This window comes from Ruegeria sp. HKCCA0235A (genome assembly GCF_013033235.1).
GTDB lineage: Bacteria > Pseudomonadota > Alphaproteobacteria > Rhodobacterales > Rhodobacteraceae > Ruegeria.
Window position 1 is genome coordinate 92,023 of sequence record NZ_WQDQ01000003.1, and the last position, 25,721, is coordinate 117,743.

General features: G+C 59.1%; 25 protein-coding genes. 18 read left to right on the top strand and 7 right to left on the bottom strand.

Going from position 1 to position 25,721, the window contains the following annotated elements; genetic code table 11:
* Positions 1 to 7 precede the first annotated feature (7 nt).
* Both GOW56_RS06530 and GOW56_RS06535 read right to left on the bottom strand, forming a co-directional pair.
* A complete protein-coding gene (locus GOW56_RS06530; protein WP_171205372.1) occupies positions 8 to 697 on the bottom strand; it encodes a nitroreductase family protein in 690 nt (229 codons plus the stop codon).
* A gap of 26 nt (positions 698 to 723) precedes the next feature.
* Positions 724 to 1,617, bottom strand: a complete 894-nt coding sequence (locus GOW56_RS06535; protein ID WP_171205373.1) for a LysR family transcriptional regulator ArgP — start codon at positions 1,615 to 1,617, stop codon at positions 724 to 726.
* Positions 1,618 to 1,704: 87 nt separating this feature from the next.
* On the opposite strand from GOW56_RS06535, the gene GOW56_RS06540 reads away from it, so the two are divergent.
* The 7 genes from GOW56_RS06540 (at position 1,705) to GOW56_RS06570 (ending at position 8,190) form a co-directional block, all read left to right on the top strand.
* Positions 1,705 to 2,304, top strand: a complete 600-nt coding sequence (locus GOW56_RS06540; RefSeq protein ID WP_171205374.1) for a LysE/ArgO family amino acid transporter — start codon at positions 1,705 to 1,707, stop codon at positions 2,302 to 2,304.
* Between the two features lie 40 nt (positions 2,305 to 2,344).
* Positions 2,345 to 3,253: a DMT family transporter gene (locus tag GOW56_RS06545; RefSeq protein WP_171205375.1), complete on the top strand. Its 909-nt coding sequence runs from the start codon at positions 2,345 to 2,347 to the stop codon at positions 3,251 to 3,253.
* Between the two features lie 87 nt (positions 3,254 to 3,340).
* Positions 3,341 to 3,913: a transcriptional regulator BetI gene (gene betI / locus GOW56_RS06550; RefSeq protein ID WP_171205376.1), complete on the top strand. Its 573-nt coding sequence runs from the start codon at positions 3,341 to 3,343 to the stop codon at positions 3,911 to 3,913.
* Positions 3,910 to 5,418, top strand: a complete 1,509-nt coding sequence (betC, locus tag GOW56_RS06555; RefSeq protein WP_152458730.1) for a choline-sulfatase — start codon at positions 3,910 to 3,912, stop codon at positions 5,416 to 5,418. Before betI ends, betC begins: the two co-directional genes overlap by 4 nt.
* Positions 5,419 to 5,488: 70 nt before the next feature.
* Entirely contained in the window at positions 5,489 to 7,147 is a 1,659-nt protein-coding gene (gene betA / locus GOW56_RS06560; protein WP_171205377.1) for a choline dehydrogenase, read from the top strand.
* A gap of 55 nt (positions 7,148 to 7,202) precedes the next feature.
* Positions 7,203 to 7,850 carry a thermonuclease family protein gene (locus tag GOW56_RS06565; protein ID WP_171205378.1) on the top strand — a complete coding sequence of 216 codons (648 nt, stop codon included), beginning with the start codon at positions 7,203 to 7,205 and terminating at the stop codon, positions 7,848 to 7,850.
* 100 nt (positions 7,851 to 7,950) lie between these two features.
* Positions 7,951 to 8,190, top strand: coding sequence for a YdcH family protein (locus tag GOW56_RS06570; protein ID WP_152458727.1), 240 nt, complete (start codon positions 7,951 to 7,953; stop codon positions 8,188 to 8,190).
* Positions 8,191 to 8,262: 72 nt separating this feature from the next.
* On the opposite strand, the gene GOW56_RS06575 is transcribed toward GOW56_RS06570, so the two are convergent.
* Complete coding sequence (locus GOW56_RS06575) at positions 8,263 to 9,663, bottom strand: short-chain fatty acyl-CoA regulator family protein (protein ID WP_170343651.1); 1,401 nt, start codon at positions 9,661 to 9,663, stop codon at positions 8,263 to 8,265.
* A 63-nt stretch (positions 9,664 to 9,726) separates the two neighbouring features.
* On the bottom strand, positions 9,727 to 10,932 hold the full coding sequence (locus tag GOW56_RS06580) for a multidrug effflux MFS transporter (protein ID WP_171205379.1): 1,206 nt from the start codon (positions 10,930 to 10,932) through the stop codon (positions 9,727 to 9,729).
* Between the two features lie 183 nt (positions 10,933 to 11,115).
* Here GOW56_RS06580 and GOW56_RS06585 point away from each other — a divergent pair, with 183 nt between their 5' ends.
* From GOW56_RS06585 to GOW56_RS06595, 3 genes are all read left to right on the top strand, one after another.
* Entirely contained in the window at positions 11,116 to 12,648 is a 1,533-nt protein-coding gene (locus GOW56_RS06585; RefSeq protein WP_171205380.1) for an acyl-CoA carboxylase subunit beta, read from the top strand.
* Between the two features lie 109 nt (positions 12,649 to 12,757).
* Positions 12,758 to 13,243: a DUF6497 family protein gene (locus GOW56_RS06590; RefSeq protein WP_171205381.1), complete on the top strand. Its 486-nt coding sequence runs from the start codon at positions 12,758 to 12,760 to the stop codon at positions 13,241 to 13,243.
* 133 nt (positions 13,244 to 13,376) lie between these two features.
* Positions 13,377 to 13,730, top strand: coding sequence for a hypothetical protein (locus GOW56_RS06595; protein ID WP_152458722.1), 354 nt, complete (start codon positions 13,377 to 13,379; stop codon positions 13,728 to 13,730).
* A gap of 86 nt (positions 13,731 to 13,816) precedes the next feature.
* Here GOW56_RS06595 and GOW56_RS06600 read toward each other — a convergent pair whose 3' ends face one another.
* Complete coding sequence (locus tag GOW56_RS06600) at positions 13,817 to 14,968, bottom strand: DcaP family trimeric outer membrane transporter (RefSeq protein ID WP_171205382.1); 1,152 nt, start codon at positions 14,966 to 14,968, stop codon at positions 13,817 to 13,819.
* A 650-nt stretch (positions 14,969 to 15,618) separates the two neighbouring features.
* Between GOW56_RS06600 and GOW56_RS06605 the strand changes: the two genes are divergently transcribed.
* Positions 15,619 to 15,822 (top strand): hypothetical protein, encoded by a 204-nt coding sequence (locus tag GOW56_RS06605; RefSeq protein WP_170343657.1) that lies wholly within the window; start codon positions 15,619 to 15,621, stop codon positions 15,820 to 15,822.
* A 116-nt stretch (positions 15,823 to 15,938) separates the two neighbouring features.
* Positions 15,939 to 17,987, top strand: coding sequence for an acetyl/propionyl/methylcrotonyl-CoA carboxylase subunit alpha (locus GOW56_RS06610; protein WP_171205383.1), 2,049 nt, complete (start codon positions 15,939 to 15,941; stop codon positions 17,985 to 17,987).
* A 76-nt stretch (positions 17,988 to 18,063) separates the two neighbouring features.
* On the opposite strand, the gene GOW56_RS06615 is transcribed toward GOW56_RS06610, so the two are convergent.
* The gene (locus GOW56_RS06615) at positions 18,064 to 18,510 is read right to left on the bottom strand and encodes a DUF4174 domain-containing protein (protein WP_171205384.1); all 447 of its coding nucleotides are present in this window, start codon (positions 18,508 to 18,510) and stop codon (positions 18,064 to 18,066) included.
* Positions 18,511 to 18,678: 168 nt separating this feature from the next.
* On the opposite strand from GOW56_RS06615, the gene scpA reads away from it, so the two are divergent.
* The 6 genes from scpA (at position 18,679) to GOW56_RS06645 (ending at position 24,142) form a co-directional block, all read left to right on the top strand.
* Positions 18,679 to 20,805 carry a methylmalonyl-CoA mutase gene (gene scpA / locus GOW56_RS06620; RefSeq protein WP_171205385.1) on the top strand — a complete coding sequence of 709 codons (2,127 nt, stop codon included), beginning with the start codon at positions 18,679 to 18,681 and terminating at the stop codon, positions 20,803 to 20,805.
* Between the two features lie 105 nt (positions 20,806 to 20,910).
* The gene (locus tag GOW56_RS06625; protein ID WP_171205386.1) at positions 20,911 to 21,513 is read left to right on the top strand and encodes a VOC family protein; all 603 of its coding nucleotides are present in this window, start codon (positions 20,911 to 20,913) and stop codon (positions 21,511 to 21,513) included.
* The gene (locus tag GOW56_RS06630; protein ID WP_171205387.1) at positions 21,510 to 21,998 is read left to right on the top strand and encodes a GNAT family N-acetyltransferase; all 489 of its coding nucleotides are present in this window, start codon (positions 21,510 to 21,512) and stop codon (positions 21,996 to 21,998) included. Before GOW56_RS06625 ends, GOW56_RS06630 begins: the two co-directional genes overlap by 4 nt.
* A 45-nt stretch (positions 21,999 to 22,043) precedes the next feature.
* Positions 22,044 to 22,724 (top strand): molecular chaperone DjiA, encoded by a 681-nt coding sequence (locus tag GOW56_RS06635; protein WP_171114829.1) that lies wholly within the window; start codon positions 22,044 to 22,046, stop codon positions 22,722 to 22,724.
* Positions 22,725 to 22,728: 4 nt separating this feature from the next.
* A complete protein-coding gene (locus GOW56_RS06640) occupies positions 22,729 to 23,730 on the top strand; it encodes an endonuclease/exonuclease/phosphatase family protein (protein WP_171205544.1) in 1,002 nt (333 codons plus the stop codon).
* Between the two features lie 37 nt (positions 23,731 to 23,767).
* Entirely contained in the window at positions 23,768 to 24,142 is a 375-nt protein-coding gene (locus GOW56_RS06645) for a hypothetical protein (protein WP_171167158.1), read from the top strand.
* 12 nt (positions 24,143 to 24,154) lie between these two features.
* Here the strand turns inward: GOW56_RS06645 and GOW56_RS06650 are convergent, their stop codons facing one another.
* A complete protein-coding gene (locus GOW56_RS06650) occupies positions 24,155 to 25,699 on the bottom strand; it encodes a Ppx/GppA family phosphatase (protein WP_171167160.1) in 1,545 nt (514 codons plus the stop codon).
* Positions 25,700 to 25,721 lie beyond the last annotated feature (22 nt).

The window sequence follows — 25,721 nt, forward strand, 5'->3', positions numbered from 1 at the left end:
GGTCCGCTCAGAAGAACGAGGAAATCTCTTCCAAAGGCTTCTTCAGCTTTGCCACAGAAGGTACGGTCGCGGTGTCCGAGGGATGACCAACTGCGATGATCATTGTCGGTTTCTCGGATGCGGGTCGGTCCAGCGCGTCGTTCAGAAACCGCATCGGGTTCGGGGTATGGGTCAGGATGCTGAGACCGGCGTGATGTAGCGCGGCCAGCAGAAAGCCGGTGGCAATGTTCACACTTTCCGGCACGTAGTAATTCTTGTACCGCGTCCCGTCTTCGAATTGCCCCCAGCGTTGGGCAAAGACCACGATCAGCCACGGGGCGACGGTCAGATGTTCCTTGACCGCGTTTGTCCCGATGGGTTCCAGAGCCTTGATCCATTCATCGCCAGCCCCTCCCGCGTAAAAGCGACGCTCTTCTTCTTCGGCTTCCTCGCGGATGCGCAGTTTCAGCTTGGGGTCCGAGACGGCAGCAAAATGCCAGGGCTGGTGGTTTGCACCTGACGGGGCCGTTCCCGCGGTGCGCAGGCAGGTTTCGATCACATCACGAGCCACCGGGCGCTTGGAGAAGTCCCGAACGGTATGACGCCGCCGCATCTTTTCAAAGAAAGCCACAGCTGCGTCCTGCATGTCCGCATCACTGATCTCGCATCGGTCGGGCAGGGGAATGGGGTCATAACTGAGGGTGTCGCGCGAGAACATTGGTTCCTCCAATCGAATGAGTCTGACTATTTGCCTTGTGACGGTAGCAAAACCCGTTGCGCGGCATGCTGGACCGCTTGTGTAAGGGGTTTGAGCGCCGGGGCAAGAACCCGCCCGACCTGCCAGCTTAGCGCGATGTCCAGTGGCGCATCGGGCACGATCGGGCTCAGCAGCCCACGTGCCATGGCGTCTTGCACAAGGGCTGCGGGGTTCATGCCCCAGCCAATTCCGGCGACTGCGGCATCAACGAACCCTTGCGAAGATGGCAGAAAGTGGAAGGGCGGTGACAGATGTTTGCCGGTGTGATGTGCGATCCACGCTTTTTGCAGACCGTCCTTCCTGTTGAAGACAAGGCAAGGCGCTTTGCTGAGGGTTTCCTCGGTCACGCCGTTCTTGAACCAGGTGTTGACAAATTTCGGGCTGGCGGTGGGCAGATATCTCAACACGCCCAACTCAATCGCGTCGCAACCGCTCACGGTTTGTCCGCCGACGGTGACGGCGGCGCTGACCTCGCCGCGCCTCAGCCAGTCTGCAGAATGATCCTGATCGTCGATCACAAGGTCGAACAGCATGTCGGGCACCTGCGCCATCGCGTCAATGAACCAGGTGGCCAGAATGTCGGCGGGTACCGCAACGCGAACCCGTGCGGACCCGGGTTCTTGTACCAGAGCCAATTCCCGAGCCAGCTGCGCCTCCAGCAGACCGACATCTTCGGCGTAACGCGCGATGCGCTGCCCGGCTGGCGTTCCGGTGCAAGGGGTTCCCCGATGGATGAGCGAGGCGCCCACGCGATCCTCCAGCGCTTTTATCCGCTGGGATATCGCCGAAGGGGTTACAGCCAGTTCCGCCGCCGCCGCATCAAAGCTGCCATGGCGCAGAATGGCTGACAAAGCGGCCAATTGGTGAGGATCCAGCAGCATTAGCAAAACTTAACTGAGGGCAACATCTTTAATTTGATAGATCGTATCGCGGCCATTAGTCAACGCAATGGCAACGCAGGAGGTACCATGCCTACATCCGTGATCGCCGGTTTCGCGCTGGGTTTCAGCCTGATCCTCGCCATCGGGGCGCAGAACGCCTTTATTCTGAGGCAGGGCTTGCGGCGCGAGCATGTGTTTGTTCTGTGCCTGACCTGCGCGGTGTCTGATGCCATCCTGATCGGAGCAGGAGTGGCAGGTTTTGGCACTCTGGCACAGGCCGCACCTTGGTTCGAAACCGTGATGCGATACGGTGGGGCGGCATTCCTGACCTGGTATGGCCTGCGCAGTCTTAGGTCGTCCTGGCTGGGTGGTTCGGTGATGGAAATCGGCAATGGCAAGCGAACCAGCCTCAAGGCTGCGCTGCTGACGGTATTTGCGTTCACCTGGCTGAATCCGCATGTATATCTGGATACGGTCGTGCTGATCGGCTCGATCTCGGCCCAATATGACGACCGGCTTGGTTTCGCCCTCGGCGCGATGACATCCAGCTTTGTATTCTTCTTTTCGCTTGGCTATGGGGCAAGCATCCTGTCGCCTGTTTTTGCGCGCCCCAGGGCGTGGCAGGTGCTGGACGCAGGGATTGGCGTGGTCATGTTGGGTATCGCGCTGAAACTTGTTACCATGTGAAGGGTTGTTCCCGGCCGGGTTTCGGTGTTCAACCTTGAACATGACTTCATCCACCGTATCGTCCCGCCCGCTTGCCGGCATGTTTTGGATGTTCGCCGCCGGCTTGTCCTTTGTTGTGATGACCGCGCTGGTGAAGTCGCTGGGCACATCGATGAATTCCATCCAGGCCGCCTTTCTGCGATATGTGCTGGGGTTGGTGTTTCTGTTGCCGGCCATGCGGTCGATCATGGCGACGCATCTGACCCCCCGCCTGCTGACGCTTTTCGGTCTGCGAGGCATCGTGCATGCGGTTGCGGTCATGCTCTGGTTCTTTGCCATGACACAGATACCATTAGCCGAGGTCACCGCCATGAATTACATGACGCCGGTTTACGTCACCCTGGGGGCGGCCCTGTTTCTGGGTGAAAAACTGGCCTTTCGCCGGATTGCAGCCATTCTGGTCGCTCTGGTTGGCGTCCTGATCATCCTGCGGCCCGGTTTTCGCGATGTGTCATCAGGCCATCTGGCCATGCTGGGAACGGCCCTGACCCTTGGGGGGTCGTATTTATTGGCCAAGATTCTGGTGCGTGATGTACCGCCATCCGTCGTCGTGGCGCATTTGTCGATCTGGGTGACCATAGCCCTGATACCATTTGCGGTCGCCGTCTGGACGCAGCCAAGCCTGCGGGATCTCGGGGTTCTTTTTCTGGTGGCCAGCTTTGCGACAGCCGGGCACTACTTCATGACCTTGGCACTTCAGGCGGCGCCAGTGGCCGTCACGCAGCCGGTGACGTTTCTTCAGCTGATATGGGCCACGATCCTGGGCGCCGCGGTTTTCCATGAAAGCGTTGACGTTTGGGTTGTCGCGGGCGGCACGCTGATCCTTGCCGCCGTGAGCTTTATCTCATGGCGCGAATTCGTGTTGAACCGCCGGGACTTGACGCCACCGAGTATTGCGCCGAAGCTGTAACGACACCGCTTCCTGATTTTTCATTAATTGACGAGTCAATAAAAACCCCCTAGCGTGGTCCCGTGACGCCTGCTCAAGGGGAGAACGATGCCAAAAGTCGGAATGGAGCCAATCCGCCGGGATGCGATTGTTCGCGCAACAATCGCTGAGCTGGGCTTGAAGAAATCCCTTGATGTGACCGTCAGTCAGATTGCCAAACGTGCGGGAATGTCCAGCGCGCTGGCGCACCACTATTTCGGCGGCAAGGATCAGATCTTTCTGGCCGCCATGCGCCGGATCCTGTCGGACTTCGGCGAAGAAGCAAGGGGCGAGCTGAAAGCGGCTGCGCCGGACGAAAGGGCGCAGGCGATCGTCAGGGCGTGTTTTGCGCCTTCTTGTTTCACACCCGATGTGATCGCGGCCTGGATGACCTTCTACGTGCTGGCTCAGACCAATGATGATGCCCTGCGCCTGTGGCAGATCTATCAGGCCCGCATCAAATCCAATCTGACCCACGCCCTGCGGCACAAGTTGGCCGACCCGCAGGAGGCGGCCGAGAACATGGTTGCCCTGATTGACGGTCTGTACATCCGCGCCGCACTCAGCGCCCCCGAAGAACCGCAACTGGCCGTGAGCCACGCGATGCGTGTGCTCAACACTCTGCTCGAGGCTGAAAAATGACAAAACCGAACATTCTGATCCTGATGGTGGATCAGCTCAACGGGACTCTCTTTCCAGACGGTCCCGCTGATTGGCTTCACGCTCCGAACCTGAAGAAACTGGCGAAACGGTCAACCCGATTTGCCAACGCTTACACGGCGTCGCCCTTGTGCGCGCCCGGGCGGGCCAGCTTCATGTCCGGTCAATTGCCGTCGCGCACCGGCGTCTATGACAACGCGGCCGAATTTCGCAGCGATATCCCCACATACGCGCATCACCTGCGCCGTGCGGGCTACTACACCTGTTTGTCGGGCAAGATGCATTTCGTCGGCCCCGATCAGCTGCACGGGTTCGAAGACCGCCTGACCACCGACATCTACCCGGCCGATTTCGGCTGGACCCCGGATTACCGCAAGCCGGGTGAACGCATCGACTGGTGGTATCACAACATGGGGTCCGTCACTGGCGCGGGCGTTGCCGAGATTTCCAACCAGATGGAATATGACGACGAGGTCGCCTATAACGCCAAGGCCAAGCTTTATGATCTGGCACGCGGCAAGGATGACCGCCCGTGGTGCGTGACCGTCAGCTTCACGCACCCCCATGACCCATATGTTGCCCGCCGCAAATACTGGGACCTTTACGAAGATTGCGCACATCTGCTGCCCGAAGTCGCCGATCTGGGTTATGACAATCAGGACCCCCACGCCAAGCGCATCTTCGATGCCAATGACTGGCGCAGTTTCGACATTACCCAAGAAGATATCCGCAAGTCGCGTCGCGCCTATTTCGCCAATATTTCCTATCTGGACGACAAGATCGGCGAAATCCTCGAAGTGCTGGAAACCACCCGGCAAGAGGCGATCATCCTGTTCGTTTCGGATCACGGCGACATGCTGGGCGAACGCGGGTTGTGGTTCAAGATGAACTTCTACGAAGGCTCGGCGCGTGTGCCGCTGATGATCGCCTCGCCTGATCTGCCCGCCGGCCGGATAGATGCTCCGGTATCGACAATAGACGTAACGCCGACCCTGGGGGCGCTGGCCGGCGTAGACATGGCCGAGATCGCCCCGTGGACCGATGGCGAAAACCTCGTGCCGTTGGCACTGGGCGAAGAACGAACCACACCGGTGGCCATGGAATACGCGGCCGAGGCATCCTACGCGCCGCTGGTCTCGCTGCGATATGGCAAGTGGAAATACAACCGCTGTGCGCTGGACCCTGATCAGTTGTTTGATCTTGAGGCCGACCCGCACGAACTGAACAATCTGGCAGACAGCCCCGAACACGCAGGCACGTTGCAAACACTGCGTGCCAAATCCGAGGCCCGTTGGGATCTGGATCGCTTCGATGCCGAAGTCCGTGCCAGCCAGGCGCGGCGTTGGGTTGTGTACGAAGCGCTGCGGCAGGGCGGATACTACCCGTGGGATTATCAGCCGCTGCAAAAAGCGTCGGAACGCTACATGCGCAATCACATGGATCTGAACATCGTCGAGGAAAGCGCCCGGTTCCCGCGCGGCGAATAACCTCTTCATCTTTTCGAAAATACTCCCGCCGGAGGCATCCAACCTTCTCGGCGGGGCAGGAGTTGTGGAAATGGAAGCAGATTTTGTCATCGTCGGCGCAGGGTCCGCAGGCTGCGCAATGGCATATCGTCTGAGCGAGGCCGGGGCCTCGGTTCTGGTGATCGAACACGGCGGCACCGACATGGGGCCGTTCATTCAGATGCCGGCGGCGCTGAGCTATCCGATGAACATGTCGCGCTATGACTGGGGCTATCAGTCCGAGCCCGAGCCGCACCTGAACAACCGTCGCCTGGCCTGTCCGCGCGGCAAGGTGATCGGCGGGTCGTCCTCGATCAATGGCATGGTCTATGTTCGCGGCCACGCGCGCGATTTCGATACCTGGGCCGAGATGGGGGCTGACGGTTGGTCTTACGCGGATGTTTTGCCTTATTACAAACGGATGGAAACCTGGCACGACGGCGGCCATGGGGGCGATCCGGCATGGCGCGGCACTGACGGTCCGTTGCACGTGTCGCGCGGCCCGCGCGAGAACCCGTTGTTTCAGACCTTTGTGGACGCCGGTCAGCAGGCCGGTTACGAAGTCACGGGCGACTACAACGGTGAAAAGCAGGAAGGCTTTGGCCCGATGGAGCAGACCGTCTGGAAGGGGCGGCGCTGGTCTGCGGCGAATGCTTATCTGAAACCCGCGCTCAAGCGCGACAATTGCGATATCGTGCGCGGTCTTGCGGCTCGGGTTGTCATGGAAAACGGCCGCGCCACAGGGGTCGAACTGATCCGTGGCGGCAGGAAAGAGGTCATCAAGGCCCGGCGCGAAGTCGTTCTTGCTGCATCGTCGATCAATTCACCCAAACTGCTGATGTTGTCCGGTATCGGCCCAGCGGCGCATCTGGCCGAGCATGGGATCGACGTCGTGGCGGATCGCCCGGGGGTCGGTGCCAACCTACAGGACCATCTGGAGCTGTATATCCAACAGGCGTCGCTGCAACCGATCACGCTCTACAAGCACTGGAACCTGTTCAGCAAGGGCCTGATCGGGGCGCAATGGCTGTTTACCAAAACGGGATTGGGCGCATCGAACCAGTTCGAAAGCGCGGCGTTCATCCGGTCGAAACCGGGCGTGGAATATCCCGACATTCAATACCACTTCCTGCCGATAGCGGTGCGCTATGATGGGCAGGCCGCTGCCGAGGGGCACGGGTTCCAGGCGCATGTCGGCCCGATGCGGTCGCCGTCACGCGGGGCGGTCACATTGCGCTCTGCCCAAGCCGCAGACGCGCCGGTGATCAAGTTCAACTACATGAGCCATGAAAAGGATTGGGAGGATTTCCGCACCTGTATCCGGCTGACCCGCGAGATTTTTGGGCAAGCCGCCTTCAAGCCCTTTGCGGGCAAGGAAATTCAGCCCGGTTCCGCTGTCCAAACGGATGAAGATCTGAACGCCTTTATCGCGGAGCATGCGGAAAGCGCCTATCACCCCTGCGGTACGTGCCGGATGGGGCGCGCGGATGACAAGAGTGCGGTAGTCGACCCCCAAGGCCGTGTCATCGGCGTGGACGGGTTGCGCGTTGCGGACAGTTCAGTCTTTCCGCAGATCACCAACGGCAACCTGAACGCGCCGTCTATCATGGTGGGTGAAAAAGTGTCGGATTCGCTTTTGGGCAAAGATCCGTTGCCGAAGGCCAATGATCGTCCGTGGATTCACCCCAACTGGGCGACCGCTCAACGTTAACCTTTCTAAACGGCCCCCGGTTGAATGCGCGTGAAATACCGCGCATATCGGGGGCATGTTAAGGATTTGTTTAGCCTTTGTTCTTCTGCTTCCAGGTCTGACCCATGCCGCAGAGCAACTTGCAGGTCGGGTCCACGTAATCGATGCGGACACCTGGAATGTCGGTGGTGTACGGGTGCGGCTGCACGGTATCGATGCGCCCGAACTGGATCAGACCTGTCAGGATTCCGACGGATCAAGCTGGCCATGCGGGGCGTGGGCCACTCATAAGGTTCAGAAGCAGTTTCAGGGACGGATGACCACTTGTGTCCCGTTGGATCGGGATCGCTACGGTCGCATCGTTGCTCGGTGCAGCGTGGAGCGCGAAGACGTCGCCGCCTGGATTGTAGAGCAGGGCTTGGCCTTTGCGTACCGCAAATATTCGGACACGTATGCAGGTGCCGAACAGGTCGCGAGGATTGAAAACAGGGGATTGCACAAGACACAGATACAGGTGCCTTGGGTCCACAGGGCACGCAAGAAACCGAAATCCTCTGAAACATGCCTAATCAAAGGAAATGTTTCGTCAAAGGGCGAAAGGATCTTTCACGAACCGGGCCAGAGGTACTATGCCAAAACCCGGATCAGTGCAGCCAAGGGCGAGCGATGGTTCTGCTCTGCTGCCGAAGCACGTGCAGCGGGTTGGCGTGCTGCGCGACGCTGAATTCTGAATTTTTCCTGTATGAAATTGATCCGCGTCAAAGTGGGCGGCGCGTCACGCTTCTACCACTGATATGCAACGACATATGAAGGAGCGAACAGACATGTCCCACACCCCGCATGAACTGGCCGAAGAGTTTCCGGACAAGGTTGAACTGATGAGCCAGCTCAAGCAAACGGACGCGCATTTTGCCCGTCTGGCTGATGAGTATCACGAGGTCAATCGCGTTGTGCATCGGGCCGAAACCAACGTCGAACCCATGGAAGACCTGGCCGAAGTTGATTTGCGCAAGAAACGGGCAGCGCTGAAAGACGAAATCTGGGCGATTTTGTCCAAGGCCTGAACACCAGTGCCCGGGCACTCGCTGTCCCGGCCCGGGTCGGGCCCCCCCCGGTTAATTTCTGGCCATACGAAATCAGGTGACTTCGTAGGGCAGGGTGCCGCGCGTATGGGTGTCGATGCTGAGACGGCGTTCCAGCGGCGGGACTGAACGCTGATGGCAGTTTTGCCGCTCGCAGATGCGGCAGGAAATGCCGATGGGCTCGTAAGCGCTGGCGTTGTTTATGTCGAGGTTATCGGCATAGACAAGCGCCGGGGCGTGGCGCACCTCGCACCCCAGCGCAATTGCGTACCGCCTGACCGGTGCGCCGAATGAACCACCTGATTTCGACACATCCCGAGCCAGCGAGATGTAACGCACACCATCCGGCGTTTCTGCCAGTTGCCTCAGGAAATGGCCCGGCGTTTCAAAGGCCCGATGCACGTTCCAAAGGGGGCAGGCGCCCCCGAACCGCGCAAATTGCAGGCGCGTGGCCGAGTGCCGTTTCGTGATCGTTCCGGCCTGATCCACGCGGACGAAAAAGAACGGGATACCTTTTGCACCCGGGCGTTGCAGCGTCGACAGTCTATGCGCAACCTGCTCGATCGATGCGCCGAACCGGTTGCTGAGCAGCTCCAGGTCGTGGCGCTCTTCCTGAGCGGCGGTCAGAAATGCGGAATAGGGCATCAAGGACGCGCCGGCGAAGTAATTGGCAAGGCCGATCTTGGCGATGGACCGCGCCTCGTCGCTTTGGAACTTGGCAAAATCCAGTGTCGCTTCCAGCAATTTGTCCTGACTGATCAATGCCACTTGCAACAGCAGTTGAAACACTTGCGTTTGCGGAGTCGAGCGGGAGGAAAGGCGCAGGATTTTGCTTTCGGCGTCATAGGTGCGCAAAGGGGCGATGTCAGAGAACATCACCTGAATGCCACGCTCAGTCAGGCTGTTCAAAGCGGCCTGCCGGATACTGCCCGGGCTTTCCGCGCGATTGGCGAACAGCTCTGCCGCCCGGTCCACGGCATCGATGTAATTGTCGCAATAATGGAAGAAGTCTCGCACCTCTTCCCAGGGGCTGGCCTGCATTCGGGCGTCTTCCCGTCCCAAAGCTTCGTCCAGAGAGGCGAGACGCTCATGTGTTTGGCGGTAGGTTTTGTGCAACTCGATAAATGCGCGGGCCAATGCCGGGGCGTTTGATGCCGTCAGGCGTAAATCGGCAAGTGGCGGCAGAATATCCGCAAAAACCGGGTCGGCCAGAGCCTCGCGCATATCCGACACCAGTCGCTCACTGTCGCCGGTGCTGAGCTCGGTGACATCCATGCCGAATTCTTGCGCCAGAGCCAACACAACCGTGGTCGAAATCGGCCTGTTGTTGTTCTCCATCTGGTTCAGGTATGGGAGCGAAACACCCAGTTTCGCAGCGAATTCGCGTTGTGTCAGGGTCAGTCGCGTGCGCATTTCACGCAGTTTCGCGCCGGCATAGAGCTTTTGGGTGGCCATGAGGTGCCTTTGCAAGTTTTCTTTTTTGGAAGATTAACTTTGCAAAGTTTTCGGGGCAAGTCGTTACAGCCCCAATTGCCGCTCTCGCCGAATGACGGATCCAATTGCGAAAATCGCCAGAACTGCGGATGTGAGCATCAGCCAGAGCAAGGGCATGGCGCCGGTTTCCCGGGTCAGCAGGGTGCCTGCCAATGCACTTAGCCCGGCGCCGCCCCCCAGCATGATCGCTCCGCTCAACCCCGAGGCGGTTGCCGCCAGATGCGGACGAACAGACAGAGCGCCGGAGGTGGCATTGGGAATGGCCATGCCGTTTCCGACGCCCACAAAGGTCATCAAGCTGAAAAAGCTGAGGGCGGTGCCCAGACCTGTGAGGAACAAGGATGCCGAAAGCGCAACGCCCAAGGCGTTCAGCAGGCTGCCCCACAGCACCATCCGGTTGATTCCAATCTGCATGGAAAACCGACCGCTCAGAAAGTTGCCAACAAAATAGCCGACTGCGGGGGCGCCGAAATATATGCCGACCTGTGCCGCGCTTAGACCGAACAGTTCGGTTCCAATAAAGGGCGCACCACCGAGATAGGCAAAGAATGTGCCCGAAGACAACGCGCAGGACAGCGAATAGCCCCAGAACCGTGGCGAGGTCAGAAGTTCAGGGTATTCCTTGAATTGCTGAACAAGGGTCTTGCCGCTTTTGGCTGACGTTTCGCCAAAATCCGCGAAGGTCAAGGCAAGCGTCAAGGCGCCCAGAGCGAAAGGCAGCCAGAAGTTCGCTTTCCAGCCAAAGCTTTCCTCCAGCAGCCCGCCGATCGCCGGGCCGATCATTGGGACCACGGCCATACCCATTGTCACGTATCCGATCATCGATGCCGCCTGGTCCTGATCGTACATATCCCTTACCGCAGCCCGGCTGAGGACCATGCCGACAACCACGACCGCCTGGCACATTCTGAACGCCAGAAAGATTTCAACGTTGGGCGCATAGATGCATCCAAGCGTGGCCAGCAGGAACAAGCCGATCCCCCACAGCAGAACAGGCCTGCGACCTGCCTTGTCTGCGAGCGGCCCGATCAGGATTTGCAGAACGGCATTGACCAAAAGATACAACGCGATTGACAACTGCATGACCTTGTAATCGGCGCCGAAATACGCTGCCATGTTCGGCAGGCTCGGCAGAAACAGGTTCATGCTCAGCGCAGACAAGCCCGCGAGCAATACAAGTGTCGCCAATGTGGGTGGTGTGCGGCGAACCGCGCGAGAGCTGAACTGCATGGTTCACATGTATAGTCATGGAATTCTGGATTGCCAGCCATCCAGTTATCTCAACGAGAGACTTTGCAAGTTTACAGTTATCCAGATTGTTGTTGCTGAATATTTGCAAATTTGCCGAAAAGAGCTTTGGATGAGAGGCGCAAAGGGGTAGGGTCCCGGCAAATTTTACAGGGGATAATCGTCATGAAAGACATCCTTTCCGAGTTGGAAAACCGCCGCAACGACGCACGACTGGGCGGCGGGCAGAGGCGGATCGATGCCCAGCATGCGCGCGGAAAGCTGACGGCGCGAGAGCGGATCGAGTTGCTGCTGGATGAGGGCAGCTTTGAAGAATTCGACATGTTCGTCAGTCATCGTTGCACCGAATTCGGAATGGAAAAACAAAAACCTGCGGGTGATGGCGTTGTCACGGGTTGGGGCACCATCAACGGACGCATGGTCTATGTGTTCAGCCAGGACTTTACGGTCTTTGGTGGATCGCTGTCCGAGACGCATGCCCAGAAAATCTGCAAGATCATGGATATGGCGGTGCAAAACGGTGCACCGATTGTCGGAATCAACGACTCGGGCGGTGCGCGAATCCAGGAAGGTGTGGCATCTCTGGCGGGTTATGCCGAAGTGTTTCAGCGCAACATCACGGCCTCGGGTGTGGTTCCGCAGATCAGCGTAATCATGGGCCCATGCGCCGGCGGTGCGGTTTACAGCCCCGCGATGACTGACTTCATTTTTATGGTCAAAGACACGTCATACATGTTCGTGACGGGCCCCGACGTTGTCAAAACGGTCACCAACGAGGTTGTAACGGCCGAAGAACTGGGTGGTGCCTCGACCCACACCAGGAAATCCTCGGTCGCCGATGCCGCGTTCGAAAACGATGTGGAAGCATTGGCAGAAGTGCGCCGTCTGGTGGATTTCCTGCCGCTCAACAACCGCGAGAAACCTCCGGTGCGTCCGTTCTTTGATGACCCGCACCGGATCGAGGATTCGCTGGACACTCTGGTTCCGGACAATCCGAATACGCCCTACGACATGAAGGAACTCATCACCAAAATAGCCGATGAGGGTGATTTCTACGAAATTCAGGAAGATTTCGCCAAGAACATCATCACCGGCTTTATCCGGCTGGAAGGTCAGACCGTAGGTGTGGTGGCAAACCAGCCGATGGTTTTGGCGGGATGTCTGGACATCGACAGTTCGCGTAAGGCGGCGCGGTTCGTGCGGTTCTGCGACTGTTTCGAAATTCCGATCCTGACGCTTGTCGATGTTCCGGGCTTTCTGCCGGGCACACAGCAGGAATACAGCGGTGTGATCAAGCACGGCGCAAAGCTGCTTTATGCATATGGTGAGGCGACCGTGCCCAAGGTCACGGTGATCACGCGCAAGGCGTATGGCGGTGCCTATGTGGTTATGGCGTCCAAACACCTGCGCGGCGATTTCAACTATGCCTGGCCGACCGCTGAAATCGCGGTGATGGGTGCCAAGGGCGCAACCGAGATCATTCACCGGGCAGATCTGCATGATGCGGAAAAGACCGCACAGCATGTCGCCGATTACGAAGATCGGTTTGCAAACCCCTTTGTCGCCGCCGAACGCGGGTTCGTCGACGAGGTGATCATGCCGCATTCGACCCGCCGGCGCGTGTCCAGGGCCTTTGCCAGTTTGCGCAGCAAGAAGCTTAAGAACCCATGGAAAAAGCACGACAATATTCCGCTTTGACCCATTCGGGGCGGCTTTGTTCGCCCCGGTTGTTGGCACTGGCAGTCCGATTCTGAGCGAAAAATGCTCAAAATTGCGGCGGAATTGACAAAAAGCGACAAATGGTTGAATGATCCGACCCGTCAGACATAGAACCGCGCAGGCCAAAAGCACTGCGCGCGCGATCCCGGAAGGAGGAGCCTGCCTTCGGTGGGTCCGGGATCGTGCCATATGTCTGGTGTTGTGCGCGCTCGGCGCTCCTGTGTTCGCCCAGACAGATAGTTCACTGCCGGTGCCGTCCGGTCAGCCGGTGCATCTGAGCGATGTCCTGCTGGACAACAACCCCGGTGAGCTTTGGGTGCGCTTTCGATTTGTCGCCCCGAAGATCGGAGCATCAGTGGGACGGATCGGCTATGACGTGGCGTCCAAGGATATGGAGCATCTGTGCCAGATTCTTGCCGTTCCCTACGTGGCTCAGCACGAATTGCAGCCATCCAGAGTTGTCATTTCCCTGTCTGATCGCCCGGTGGAATTCGGCGACACCGCGCCGGACGCGACACAGTATTTTGAAGCCTACCGGCTGGAGCAGTCCCGGTGTATCTGGGAGGGGCTTTGACCATGAACTTACGCATTCATGACGTCAAAGCATCTCAGACCAACGGTGCGGCTTTGGAGGTGCGCAACATGATCCCATCCAGGTTCGGGTTCGAACTATTATTGTCTGCAAAACAAAGCTGTGGAGTGTCGCCATGCTGAAACATCGCGGGTTCCCGGGGCGTCTTTCAGGCACCGATTTTCAGTTCACTATTCGCCGCGCCAATCCCAAGGGTGTGACGCCGCTGACACGGCGGGAACGGTTCCGGGATCGCAAACCAGCGGACAAACGCGCCGATGCCGCCTTCATGGAGGCCCTTTGGGCGCATTTCGGCGATCAGCCGTTCGAGCGGGGCAATCTGGATGCCGGACGTCTCAGCTGGCTTTTCGGGCGCGAAGTCATCCCGGCGGAAGATCCTTTTGATCCGGCCAGCTATGACGCAATGCTAGTAATCGATGTGGACGCCGCCCGTGCGTCCTTTCCCGACGTAATCGACGGGACAGGCTAATCGTGATCCAAGCCGCCGCATATCAGCCCATCAAGACCGGTTCCGGGATGACCCTGCCCGAAACCGGGCAGGATCCGTGTGCGGCATCAGAAGTTCAACTGAGCGGCCAGCTGAACGCGGTTTCCGTCAAAGGTTCTGCCGGTCGGCGCGTCGTTCCGTTCGCCATAGATGTACTCGGCGCTAAGTGTCAGATCCTCGGTTGCCTTGTAAAATGCGTTGACGTGGATCGTTTCCAGTCCGGTGAACGACAGGGTTCCGGTCGAGGTCGGCAGGTCATAGTCTTCTTTGCCGTATGCAATGCCAACATTCCATTTCGGGCTCAGATCCTGCCGGAATTCGATGGTGTATCCATCCACGTCATTGGCCTGGCCGTTCACGATGGGATCACCAAGGCCGATCAGGTACGGGCCGAGTGCCTCGCCGTTCACGTAGTTGACCTGGAACAGGCCGCCCTGCCATGGGCGAACCGAGCCGGATATCGTGAACCCGGTCTGATCAACTTCGACATTGCCGGATTCCGCCTTGCCATAAAGGCCGGACAAACGTGCGACATAAGTCCCGTCATTGTATTCGGCGGATGCGGTCAAAACCGGATCGTCCGAATTCGAACCGCCGACATTCTCTTCGATCGAAACGGCGAAGGACGTGTTCGTTCCGAAAGAGTTGGTATAGCGAACCTGCGGAACCCGCGCGAAAGGGATACCAACGGGGCCGTTGAATTCCACCGAGGTCGGGTAGGTGTCCAGCGGCATGAAGTTGGTCCAGGTCTGTCCGATCAGCCAGTTGTCACCGATGGTGATATTGGCGTGGCGTACACGCAATTCGGCTGTTCCGCCGGAACCGAACAGATCCAGTTCCAGTTGTCCGCCGATATCGCCGATACCGCTTGGGGTGGTGGTGCGCAGACCGATCCGCGATTGGCGGACGGTGGCACCAAATGTGCCATCGGTCGCGGCCGACGGTTCCCCGATGACATTCACGAACGCCGTGTCGCCCTGATCGAACTCGAAATCGTAGAAGAAGTCGGCCTTTACATATCCGTAAACGTCCAGAACGGTGTTGCCGATGCGGAAGTCACCTTTGGCAGGGCTGGCACTGGCGGACTCCAGCGCCTCGACCCGGGCGCGCAAGGCGTCAAGTTCGGCTTGAGTTTTGGCATCCTGGGCAAAGACAAGCGTGCTGGTCACACTGAGCGCAGAGGCAGCAAGCAGGAGTGCCTTTTTTCTAGTCTTCGTCATGTGGGTGTTCCTTTGAGTGCGAGTGTGCACACAGACCGTTTCACGAGGTTCAAACCTTGGGAAATCACGAGAATGGGAAGTGAAGATGTTGATTTTTCAAGCAAATGTGTGTTTTTCACTGCGCTGAAACACGACGTCTTGAGCCGCTTGGATAACGCATTGGCGCAAGGCGGTTCTGTATGTCCAACGCTGACCGAGAGTCGTGATGCTGCAACCGCGAAACGCGCGGAAAGCGGCTTGATCTGTCACGAAACTGTGACGGCAAAGAGGCCTCAAACGCCCGAGCAGTATCGAACCGGTATCGGCGCGAAGTTGCGCGGCATTTCCGGGTGTGGGCAGATTCCAGCCGAAATCCCGATTGGAAACAATACTGTGTTTGCCGGCAATATTGTGCTGTGCAAACTGGATAGGCCGTGCGGCTCTACTTTGCCTGCGCCGCACATGCACCTACTATTCCGTACCCCTTCCTTGCGCGGGCAGGCTTGTGTTCCCCACATAGTCCTGTCCGCGTTTTTCTTTTTGCCTGTATCGGACAAAAAAAGGCAAAATCCCGCACAAAAATCGCCTGCGCACCCGTTGATATTGAATAACAGGGCGTGTTTCGCGCATCTGACCCGAAAAGGACCAAGAAACCAAAAAGGGCAGATACAATGCGATTCTCACGCTTCATCCTTGCTGCGGCGACCTGCGCGGGCCTGGCCGCCTGTGGAGACACCACGGGCGAACAGGCAATCCTCGGCGGAGGTGCCGGGGCAGTGGGGGCGGCGGTCCTCAACGCGGACCCGTTGTTTGGCGCAGCCGTCGGCGCGGCGGGCAACGTGCTGTACTGCAAAACGCAGAACACCTGTAACTAACGCATATTTTGCGGGGCGCGTGTCGTCCCGCCCGTCATCGCGCATAACGCCGTCGTGGGGATTGTTCCCTGCGGCGGCGTTTTGCGTTTCCAGAACACCAAGCCAAAGGACGTTCCATGTTCAATAAGATCCTGATCGCCAACCGGGGCGAGATCGCCTGCCGGGTTATCAAGACCGCCCGCAAGATGGGTATCGGCACCGTCGCCATTTTCTCGGACGCGGACAAGAACGCGCTGCATGTGTCGATGGCGGACGAAGCCATCCATATCGGCCCGCCACCTGCAAACCAGTCTTATATCGTGATCGACAAGGTGATGGACGCCATCCGCCAGAGCGGCGCGCAGGCGGTCCATCCCGGTTACGGTTTCCTGTCCGAAAACGCCAAGTTTGCCGAGGCGCTGGAAGCCGAAGGCGTGGCGTTTGTCGGTCCTCCGAAAGGTGCGATCGAGGCGATGGGCGACAAGATTACCTCGAAGAAAATCGCGCAGGAGGCAAACGTATCGACAGTTCCCGGATACATGGGTCTGATCGAAGACGCCGATGAGGCGGTCAAAATCTCGAACGAGATCGGCTATCCTGTCATGATCAAGGCCAGCGCCGGCGGCGGCGGCAAGGGCATGCGGATCGCGTGGAATGACGACGAGGCGCGCGAAGGCTTCCAATCGTCAAAGAACGAAGCCGCAAGTTCGTTCGGGGATGATCGGATCTTCATCGAGAAATTCGTGACCCAACCGCGTCACATCGAAATTCAGGTTCTTTGCGACAGTCACGGAAACGGCATCTACCTGGGCGAGCGCGAATGCTCGATCCAGCGCCGGAACCAGAAAGTCGTGGAAGAGGCGCCGTCGCCGTTTCTGGACGAAGCAACACGCAAAGCCATGGGGGAACAGGCCGTGGCCCTGGCCAAGGCCGTGGGCTATTCCAGCGCGGGAACGGTAGAGTTCATCGTCGACGGTGAAAAGAACTTCTATTTCCTGGAAATGAACACGCGTTTGCAGGTGGAACACCCTGTCACCGAACTGATCACCGGTGTTGATCTGGTCGAACAGATGATCCGCGTCGCAGCGGGAGAAAAGCTGTCGATCACGCAGGACGACGTGACACTGACCGGATGGGCGATCGAAAACCGCCTGTACGCCGAGGATCCGTATCGCGGCTTCCTGCCCTCGATTGGTCGTCTGACCCGGTATCGCCCGCCTCAGGAGACGGCAGCCGGGCCGATGCTGGCCAACGGCAAATGGCAGGGGGATGCGCCCGAAGGCGATGTTGCTGTTCGAAATGACACCGGCGTCTACGAGGGTGGTGAGATCAGCATGTATTACGACCCGATGATTGCCAAACTGTGTACTTGGGCTCCGACCCGTGATCAGGCGATCGAGGCGATGCGCGTGGCGCTGGACAGTTTCGAGGTTGAAGGCATTGGCCACAACCTGCCGTTCCTGTCCGCCGTGATGGATCATCCGAAATTCATCAGCGGCGATATGACCACGGCCTTCATCGCCGAGGAATACCCCGACGGGTTCGAGGGCGTCGAACTGGCCGAGGCAGACCTGCGCCGGATTGCGGCGTCCTGCGCGGCCATGCATCGCGTCGCAGAAATTCGCCGGACCCGCGTGTCGGGTCGGATGGACAATCACGAACGCAAGGTCGGCACCGATTGGGTTGTCTCCTTCGGGCGCGAAATCCAGTGGCCTGTCAAGGTCAACGCGGATCAGGATGGGGCCACGATCAGGTTTGACGACGGTCAGGAAATGCGGGTGACGGGTGATTGGACACCGGGTGATCAGCTTGCCGTCATGACGGTCGATGACGCGCCGCTGGTCATGAAGGTGGGCAAGATCTCGGGCGGGTTCCGCATCCGTAACCGCGGCGCGGATCTCAAGGTGCAGATACGTACCCCGCGTCAGGCCGAACTGGCGCGGCTGATGCCTGAAAAACTGCCGCCCGACACCTCGAAAATGCTGCTGTGCCCGATGCCCGGCCTGGTCGTGAAGATCGACGTGGAAGTGGGGCAAGAGGTGCAGGAAGGTCAAGCGCTGTGCACCATCGAGGCGATGAAGATGGAAAACATCCTGCGCGCCGAGAAGAAGGGCATCGTTGCCAAGATCAATGCAGGTCCCGGCGACAGTCTCGCCGTGGACGAAGTGATCATCGAGTTCGAGTGATCATGACCGCGCTTTTGCCATACCCGTCAAAGCCTCCGGCATTCTGTGCCGGGGTCTTTCGGGGTGGCGAAAGCGGTCAGCCGCCTTCGCGCCGATCGCGGATTTCGCGTTCGCGCAGGGGGGTCTTGTCGATGGACCGGCCAATCTCGCGCACGCTCCACGGAGAAGGTTTGCGCAGTTTGACCACGCCGTCCTTGTCGACGAATACCATCTGGAACCCGCGCGGGCGCAGCTGTGACCGGATCGGAGACCGCGCCGATGGGTCGGTATCGGTCAGAACCACCACGTCACGCTCACGCATTGCGGCTTCGCCTTCGAGCAGCATGTCGATCTGTTGCTGGAACCGCGGGTCCGCTGGCGTGTCGGCAAAGACCACGATGGGTCGGTTGACCCAAAGAAACTCGCTGAGTTCGCTGTCACCTACCGGGCGGACAAAACTGTCATCCGTCGTCGCCGTGCCATCCGCCGCCCAGACAGGCATCGGGATTAGTGCCAAGAAAACAAAGGCAAGCGTGCGTGTCATGTGGCCTCCTGTTCCTTCGAATATAGCCTCTGTGACACCGATTGCGACCGACGATTTGTACCAAACACTCAAAATGTCGCGCTTGCGGCTGAATGAAACGGCCAAGCGCAAGACCTCAATGCGGAAGCTTTCGACTGCCGCCATCCGAATTGACAAGAGGAAACCGAAATGACCGACACCAAGGATTGGAAAGCGCTGGCCGAGAAAGAGCTGCGCGGACGTCCGCTGGACGACCTGACCAAAGAGACGCTGGAAGGCATTGCGGTCAAACCGCTCTATACGCAGGAAGACACCGCCGGTTTGCCGCATATGGGTTCGCTGCCGGGCTTTGGTCCGTTTACACGCGGTGTGAAGGCCACGATGTATGCGGGCCGTCCGTGGACGATCCGTCAATATGCGGGCTTTTCGACCGCCGAAGAATCCAACGCCTTCTATCGCCGCAACCTAGCGGCGGGCCAGCAGGGCGTTTCGGTCGCTTTCGATCTGGCCACCCACCGCGGCTATGACAGCGACCACCCGCGTGTCGTCGGTGACGTGGGCAAGGCCGGTGTGGCCATCGACAGTGTCGAGGACATGAAAATCCTGTTCGACGGCATTCCGTTGGATCAGGTCTCGGTCTCGATGACCATGAACGGCGCGGTGATCCCGATTCTGGCGAACTTCATCGTGGCAGGAGAGGAACAGGGGCACGACAAATCGGTTCTGTCCGGCACCATTCAGAACGACATTCTGAAGGAATTCATGGTGCGAAACACCTATATCTACCCGCCCGAGCCCTCGATGCGGATCATCTCGGACATCATCGAGTATACCTCGAACGAGATGCCCAAGTTCAACTCGATCTCGATCTCGGGCTATCACATGCAAGAGGCCGGCGCGAACCTGGTGCAGGAGCTGGCCTATACCCTGGCCGACGGGCGCGAATATGTCCGTGCAGCGACACAGGCCGGGATGGACGTGGACAAGTTCGCAGGCCGGCTGTCGTTCTTCTTTGCCATCGGCATGAACTTTTTCATGGAGATCGCCAAACTGCGCGCCGCGCGCACGCTGTGGCACCGGGTCATGACCGAGTTCGGCGCGAAATCCGAACGGTCAAAAATGCTGCGCACCCACTGCCAGACGTCAGGTGTTTCGTTGCAGGAACAGGACCCTTACAACAACGTGATCCGCACCGCCTATGAGGCGATGAGCGCGGTTCTGGGCGGGACCCAATCGTTGCACACAAATGCGCTGGACGAAGCGATCGCGCTGCCCACCGACTTTTCGGCGCGTATCGCCCGAAACACGCAGCTGGTGTTGCAGGAAGAGACCGGCGTGACCGATGTGGTCGACCCGCTGGCGGGGTCCTATTACGTCGAAAGCCTGACCAACGAGCTGATCGAAAAAGCCTGGGCCCTGATGGAAGAGGTCGAGGAAATGGGCGGCATGACCAAGGCTGTAGCCAGCGGCATGCCCAAGCTGCGCATTGAGGAAAGCGCCGCGCGCCGCCAGGCGATGATCGACCGCGGCGAAGAGGTGATCGTCGGGGTCAACAAGTACCGCAAAGAACAGGAAGATCTGATCGATATTCTGGACGTCGACAATGTGGCCGTGCGCGAAGCTCAGGTCGCGCGATTGGAGCGTATCCGTGCAACCCGTGACGAGGCTGATTGCCAACAGGCGCTGGACGCTTTGACCAAGGCTGCCCAAGAGGGCGGAAACCTGCTGGCTGCTGCGGTCGAGGCCGCCCGCGCCCGCGCATCCGTAGGAGAGATCAGCATGGCAATGGAAAAGGAATTCGGCCGCCACCGCGCCGAAGTGAAAACCCTCGCCGGCGTTTATGGCGCGGCCTATGAGGGTGACGAAGGCTTTGCCGCGATCCAGAAATCCATCGAGGAATTCGCCGAGGCCGAAGGCCGTCGCCCCCGTCTGCTGGTGGTCAAGATGGGGCAGGACGGTCATGACCGTGGGGCCAAGGTGATTGCCACCGCGTTCGCCGATATCGGGTTTGACGTAGACGTTGGCCCCTTGTTCCAGACCCCGGCCGAGGCCGCGCAGGACGCGGTGGACAATGACGTGCATGTGGTCGGTATTTCCTCGCAGGCGGCAGGGCACAAGACATTGGCTCCGCAACTGGTGGAAGAGCTGAAAAAAGCCGGGGCCGAGGACATCATTGTGATCTGCGGCGGGGTGATCCCGCAGCAGGATTACCAGTTCCTTTATGATCATGGGGTCAAGGCCATCTTTGGCCCGGGCACCAACATTCCCGAGGCCGCTCAGGACATCCTGCGCCTGATCAGCGAAGCGCGCGGCTGACGAAGGTCGGGTTATTCGTCGAAACATCTTGTGATCGCGCCTCTTTGGCGGAAACATACGGCCAGATCCGCAAGGGTCTGGCCGTAAACTTGCAGGAGGTGGCACATGTTACTGGATCATCTGGCCGTCGCGGGTGAAACGTTGGAAGACGCATCTGCCCATATCGAACAAGCGCTTGGCGTTGCGCTGCAACCCGGCGGCAAGCACGAGACGTTCGGGACCTACAACAAGTTGCTGGGCCTCAGGGGCGGGCTCTATCTGGAGGCGATTGCGATCGACCCGCAGGCGCAAAGACCTGGCAGAACGCGGTGGTTCGATCTGGACCGTTTCGAGGGCAGCCCGCGTCTGACCAACTGGATTTGCCGGGTCGAGGATATCGAAGCTTCGCTTGCGGTGTTTCCCGATGGTGTCGGGCAACCGATCGACCTGACCCGGGGCGCGCTGCGGTGGCGCATGGCGGTTCCACCAACCGGGCGCTTGCCGTTCGACAACTTGTTTCCCGCACTCATCGAATGGCAGGGCGACCTTCACCCGGCCGACATGCTGCAAAACAGCGGCTGTCGGCTGCAGCGTTTGGTTGTGTACCACCCGGATGCGTTGACGCTGGCCAGACATCTTGGTGCATTGGATCTGGTGGTGTTCGACACCGGCCCGGCTGCGCTCAGGGCGGAGTTCGAGACACCTCATGGGGTCCGGGTGCTGGAATGATCATTCGCCCGGCCATGGCGGCGGATGCGCCCGCAATCGCCAGGATCACCAATGCGATCATCCGCGAGTCCTTGATCACCTTCACGACCGATGAGCGCAGCACGACGCAAATCACCGAGGATATTACGGCGCGGGGCACCGGCTTCCTGGTCGCCGAACATGATGGGCAAGTTGTTGGTTTTGCCACCTATGCCCCGTTTCGTGCGGGCCCCGGATACGCGCAGACGCGCGAACACTCGATCCAGCTGTCACCGGATGCGCGCGGAAAAGGCGTTGGGCGTGCTTTGATGCAAGCGCTTGAGGCGGCCGCACGAACCGACGGTGTGCATGTTTTGGTTGCAGGCATTTCCTCGGCCAATCCGGGCGCCGCGGCGTTTCACGCGGCGCTGGGCTTTTCACAGGTTGGTCGCATGCCCGAAGTAGGGTTCAAATGGGGTCAATGGCTGGATCTTGTTCTGATGCAGAAAATTCTTTCACCTGAATGATCTGTCGCACCTGACAGTCCCGAATTGTGACGCTAGTGTACGCCCATGTCGATCTGGACCCGCATATCCGATGCGCTCAGCGCGCTGGCCCAAGGCGAAAGCCTGGCCGCAGTTTTTGAAAAGCTGCGAACACCGCCGGAACGATCGGTGGCGTTCACGATTGCGGTGATTGCCCTGGGCGCAAAAATGGCCAAGGCAGACGGTCAGGTGACACGAGATGAAGTCACTGCCTTCCGCGATGTGTTCCAGATCGCGCGCGAAGACGAAGAAGATGCCGCGCGGGTCTTCAACATGGCGCGCACGGATGTGGCGGGGTATCAGGATTATGCCCGCAAGATCGCCCGGATGTTCGCCGAAGACAGCACCACGCTTTGCGACCTGATGGAGGGGCTGTTTCACATCGCCATGGCCGATGGGTTCTACCATCCCAATGAGAACGCGTTCTTGGAGGAAGTGAGCAAGATCTTCGGGCAGTCCGACGCTCAATTCAAAGCATTGCGGGCGCGATTTGTGCCGGATGCGCCAAAAGATCCTTACACGGTTCTGGGCGTACCGCAGGACATGCCCTTGCCCGATATCCGCAAAGTCTGGCGAAGGCTGGTCCGCGAAACGCATCCGGACGCCATGATGGCGCGCGGTGTCCCGGAAGAGGCGATCAGACTGGCCGAGAAAAAGATGATCGACATCAACCGCGCCTGGGATGAGATCAACGGCGCGCGGGCCTGACAGGATGCGGCTGGCGACCTACAATATCGAATGGTTTGCCAATCTTTTTGATCAAAACGACAATCTGATCGTCGATGACACCTGGTCCGGTCGGCATGATGTCACCAAGGCGCAGCAGGTCGAGGCGATTGCAAAAGTGCTGACCGCGATTGACGCGGATGCGGTATTGATTGTCGAGGCTCCGAACACCGGCAAACGCCAGAACACGGTGCGGGCCCTGCAAACCTTTGCCGAGGCGTTCGATCTGCGCATCTCTGACGCGGTGATGGGGTTTGCCAACGACACCCATCAAGAGCTGGCGCTGCTCTACGACAGGACCATTCTCACCGTGCGCCATGATCCCAAGGGTGACATCGACGACCCCTTGGTCCCCCGGTTCGATGGTGCGTTCAGAATCGATCTGGATATTGATGCGACCGAGGATGTCGTGCGGTTTTCCAAACCACCGATGGAATTGGCGGTGACGACGCAGTCGGGCCACGACGTCCGGCTGATCGGAGCTCATTTGAAATCCAAGGCTCCGCATGGGGCCGGGTCGCGGGATGAGGCGATCCGGATCTCGATTGCCAACCGCCGCAAGCAACTGGCGCAGGCGGTCTGGCTGGCCAGGCGGGTCGAGATGCACGTTGCCAGCCAGGAACCCGTCATTCTGCTGGGAGACCTGAACGACGGCCCCGGGCTGGATGAGTTCGAGCATCTGTTCGGCCGCTCTTCGGTTGAGATTTTGCTGGAGGCAGGTTTGTTCGACCCGCACGCGGTGACGGCTCATGGTTTTCGGCCGGGATCGATACCTTCCACGGCGCGTTTTGCCCGCCCGGAAGAAGGCAGGTTTCTCGAGGCTCTTCTGGATTACATAATGATTACCCAGGATCTGCGTGCATACCGCCCGGCCTGGCGCATTTGGCATCCGTTTCGCGACGCGGCCTGTTGGTCCGCACCGGACCTGCGACAGGCGCTGCTGACGGCGTCGGATCATTTCCCGGTCACACTGGACATCGACCTGTGACCTTTCACGCCTGCGGCTGGGGCGCTATATTCTAGGTATGAAACACGTTTTGCTGATCAGCATGATCACTGCCGGCATCGCCGCGCCCGCCCTTTCGCAGGAAGACAACAGCAAATCCCTGATGGAGCAGGGGGCCGAGCTGTTTTTCGAAGGTCTGCGCAAGGAAATGGAACCGGCGCTGGATGATCTGCTGGGCCTTGCGGATGAGTTTGGCCCGGCAATGCAGTCGTTCTTGCGGGAAATGGGCCCCGCACTGGCCGAGCTGGGGGCCGAGATCAAGGATTGGAGCGCTTATGAAGCGCCCGAGATCTTGCCCAATGGCGATATCATCATCCGCAGGAAACAGGCCGAGGATCCGCCGGAGCCTGAAAAAGAAACTGAAGAATTGCCCGAAGGGGCAACTGATATCTGATCGGATCGAGGGTCAGCCCTTGATGATCACGCGCGTATCGGATTTCAGGGCGTTCGCCAGTGAATTCAGGCGCGCTTCGGCAACTTCGCTGAACAGGGGGGCTGCTGCTTCGGGCAGGTACAGCTCCAACTCCCGCTTTTTGGGATAGAATTTCAGGCGCCCCATATTGGCGTCATTGTGCATCCACAGCATCGCGCCAAAGCGCATGGCCTTGCCCAGAATCTCGGCGTCTCTCTGGCCTTTTTCGTCCAGCAGATCATACAGGGGTGCAAAGCGGTTGCCCTCGCGTTTGTTGCGATACCGGTGCTGCAAGGCCAGCCCGATAAAGACACGTTCTGAATGCTTCAAGCCACCCAGATTGGCGCGGGTGACGTTGTCGAAACAGACTTCGGCCCGGTAATCGGGATGAGCACGCCAGCTGACATCGTGCAGCAGGCATGCAGCCTTGATCAGTCGAACGCTGCTGGGGGGGGCTGATTTGAACAGCGGCATCACGAAATCATAGAGGTTTCGGCCAAATCCGGGCAGGCGGGCATCCTTGGATTCGGAAAAAAGGCTGGCTTCGATCAGCGGGTCCCGGTCGCGCAACTCCTGCGACATCTGTTCATACAGCAATCCCTCCCGGATCCCATAGCTGGATATGGCGATGTCCTTCGGTTTGAACGTTCGGATCAACCGGGCCAGAACATCCATCGCGTAGGGGATGAGCGACATCCGCGAGCTGGATACACCGGCCTGGCTGCGCAGCTTTTCATGATCGTTCTTTTCAATGAACTTGATCGTTTCACGAACCTGTTTTGTCGTCATCCGGTATTCATGCAGCACGTTCAGCGGATAGCCCCGCCGCAGCATGTCCAGCCGCGCAAAGGCCCGCCAGCTGCCGCCAACCAGAAACAGACGATCCCGCTGCGGACCCATTTGATCGCGCAGCTGTTCCATCGTGCTTTTGATATGGGCCTTGCGTGCGCGCCGTCCGCCCTTGATATCGCGCAGTTTCAGCGGCCCGAGGGCCGAAGTCAGGCGGCGGCCGACCTGACCGTCTCCGATCTCGGCCAGTTCCATCGACGACCCGCCGATGTCGCAGATCAGGCCATAGGCTCCAGGCCATCCCAGCAGCACTCCCTGAGCTGATAAACGGGCTTCTTCTTCCCCGTCGATGACTTCCACGTGCAGCCCGGTCTCTGCTTTGACCTGATCGCAGAAATCCGGCCCGTCCTTGGCCTCGCGCACAGCTGCCGTGGCCACGACATGCAAACCCGGCAATTCCAGATCAACCGCCAGATTCTGAAACCGCCGCAGCGCCGCCAGTGCCCGTTCGCGCCCACGCGGGTTCAGTCGCCCGGTCTCGGACAGGCCCGCGCCCAATTCGCACATGACCTTTTCATTGTAGAAATAGGCCGGCGATCGGGCCGCACCGTCAAAGATGACCATCCGGACCGAGTTGGATCCGACATCGACAACTCCGACACGCGACAATGCCCGGGTTCCAGGCTCGTCGAACAGTGGCTTTCCGAAAGGTCCCCAGTCAGGGATGTCGGTTGCAGCGGTCTGATCCATGTGTCTTCCAGATAATGCTGTG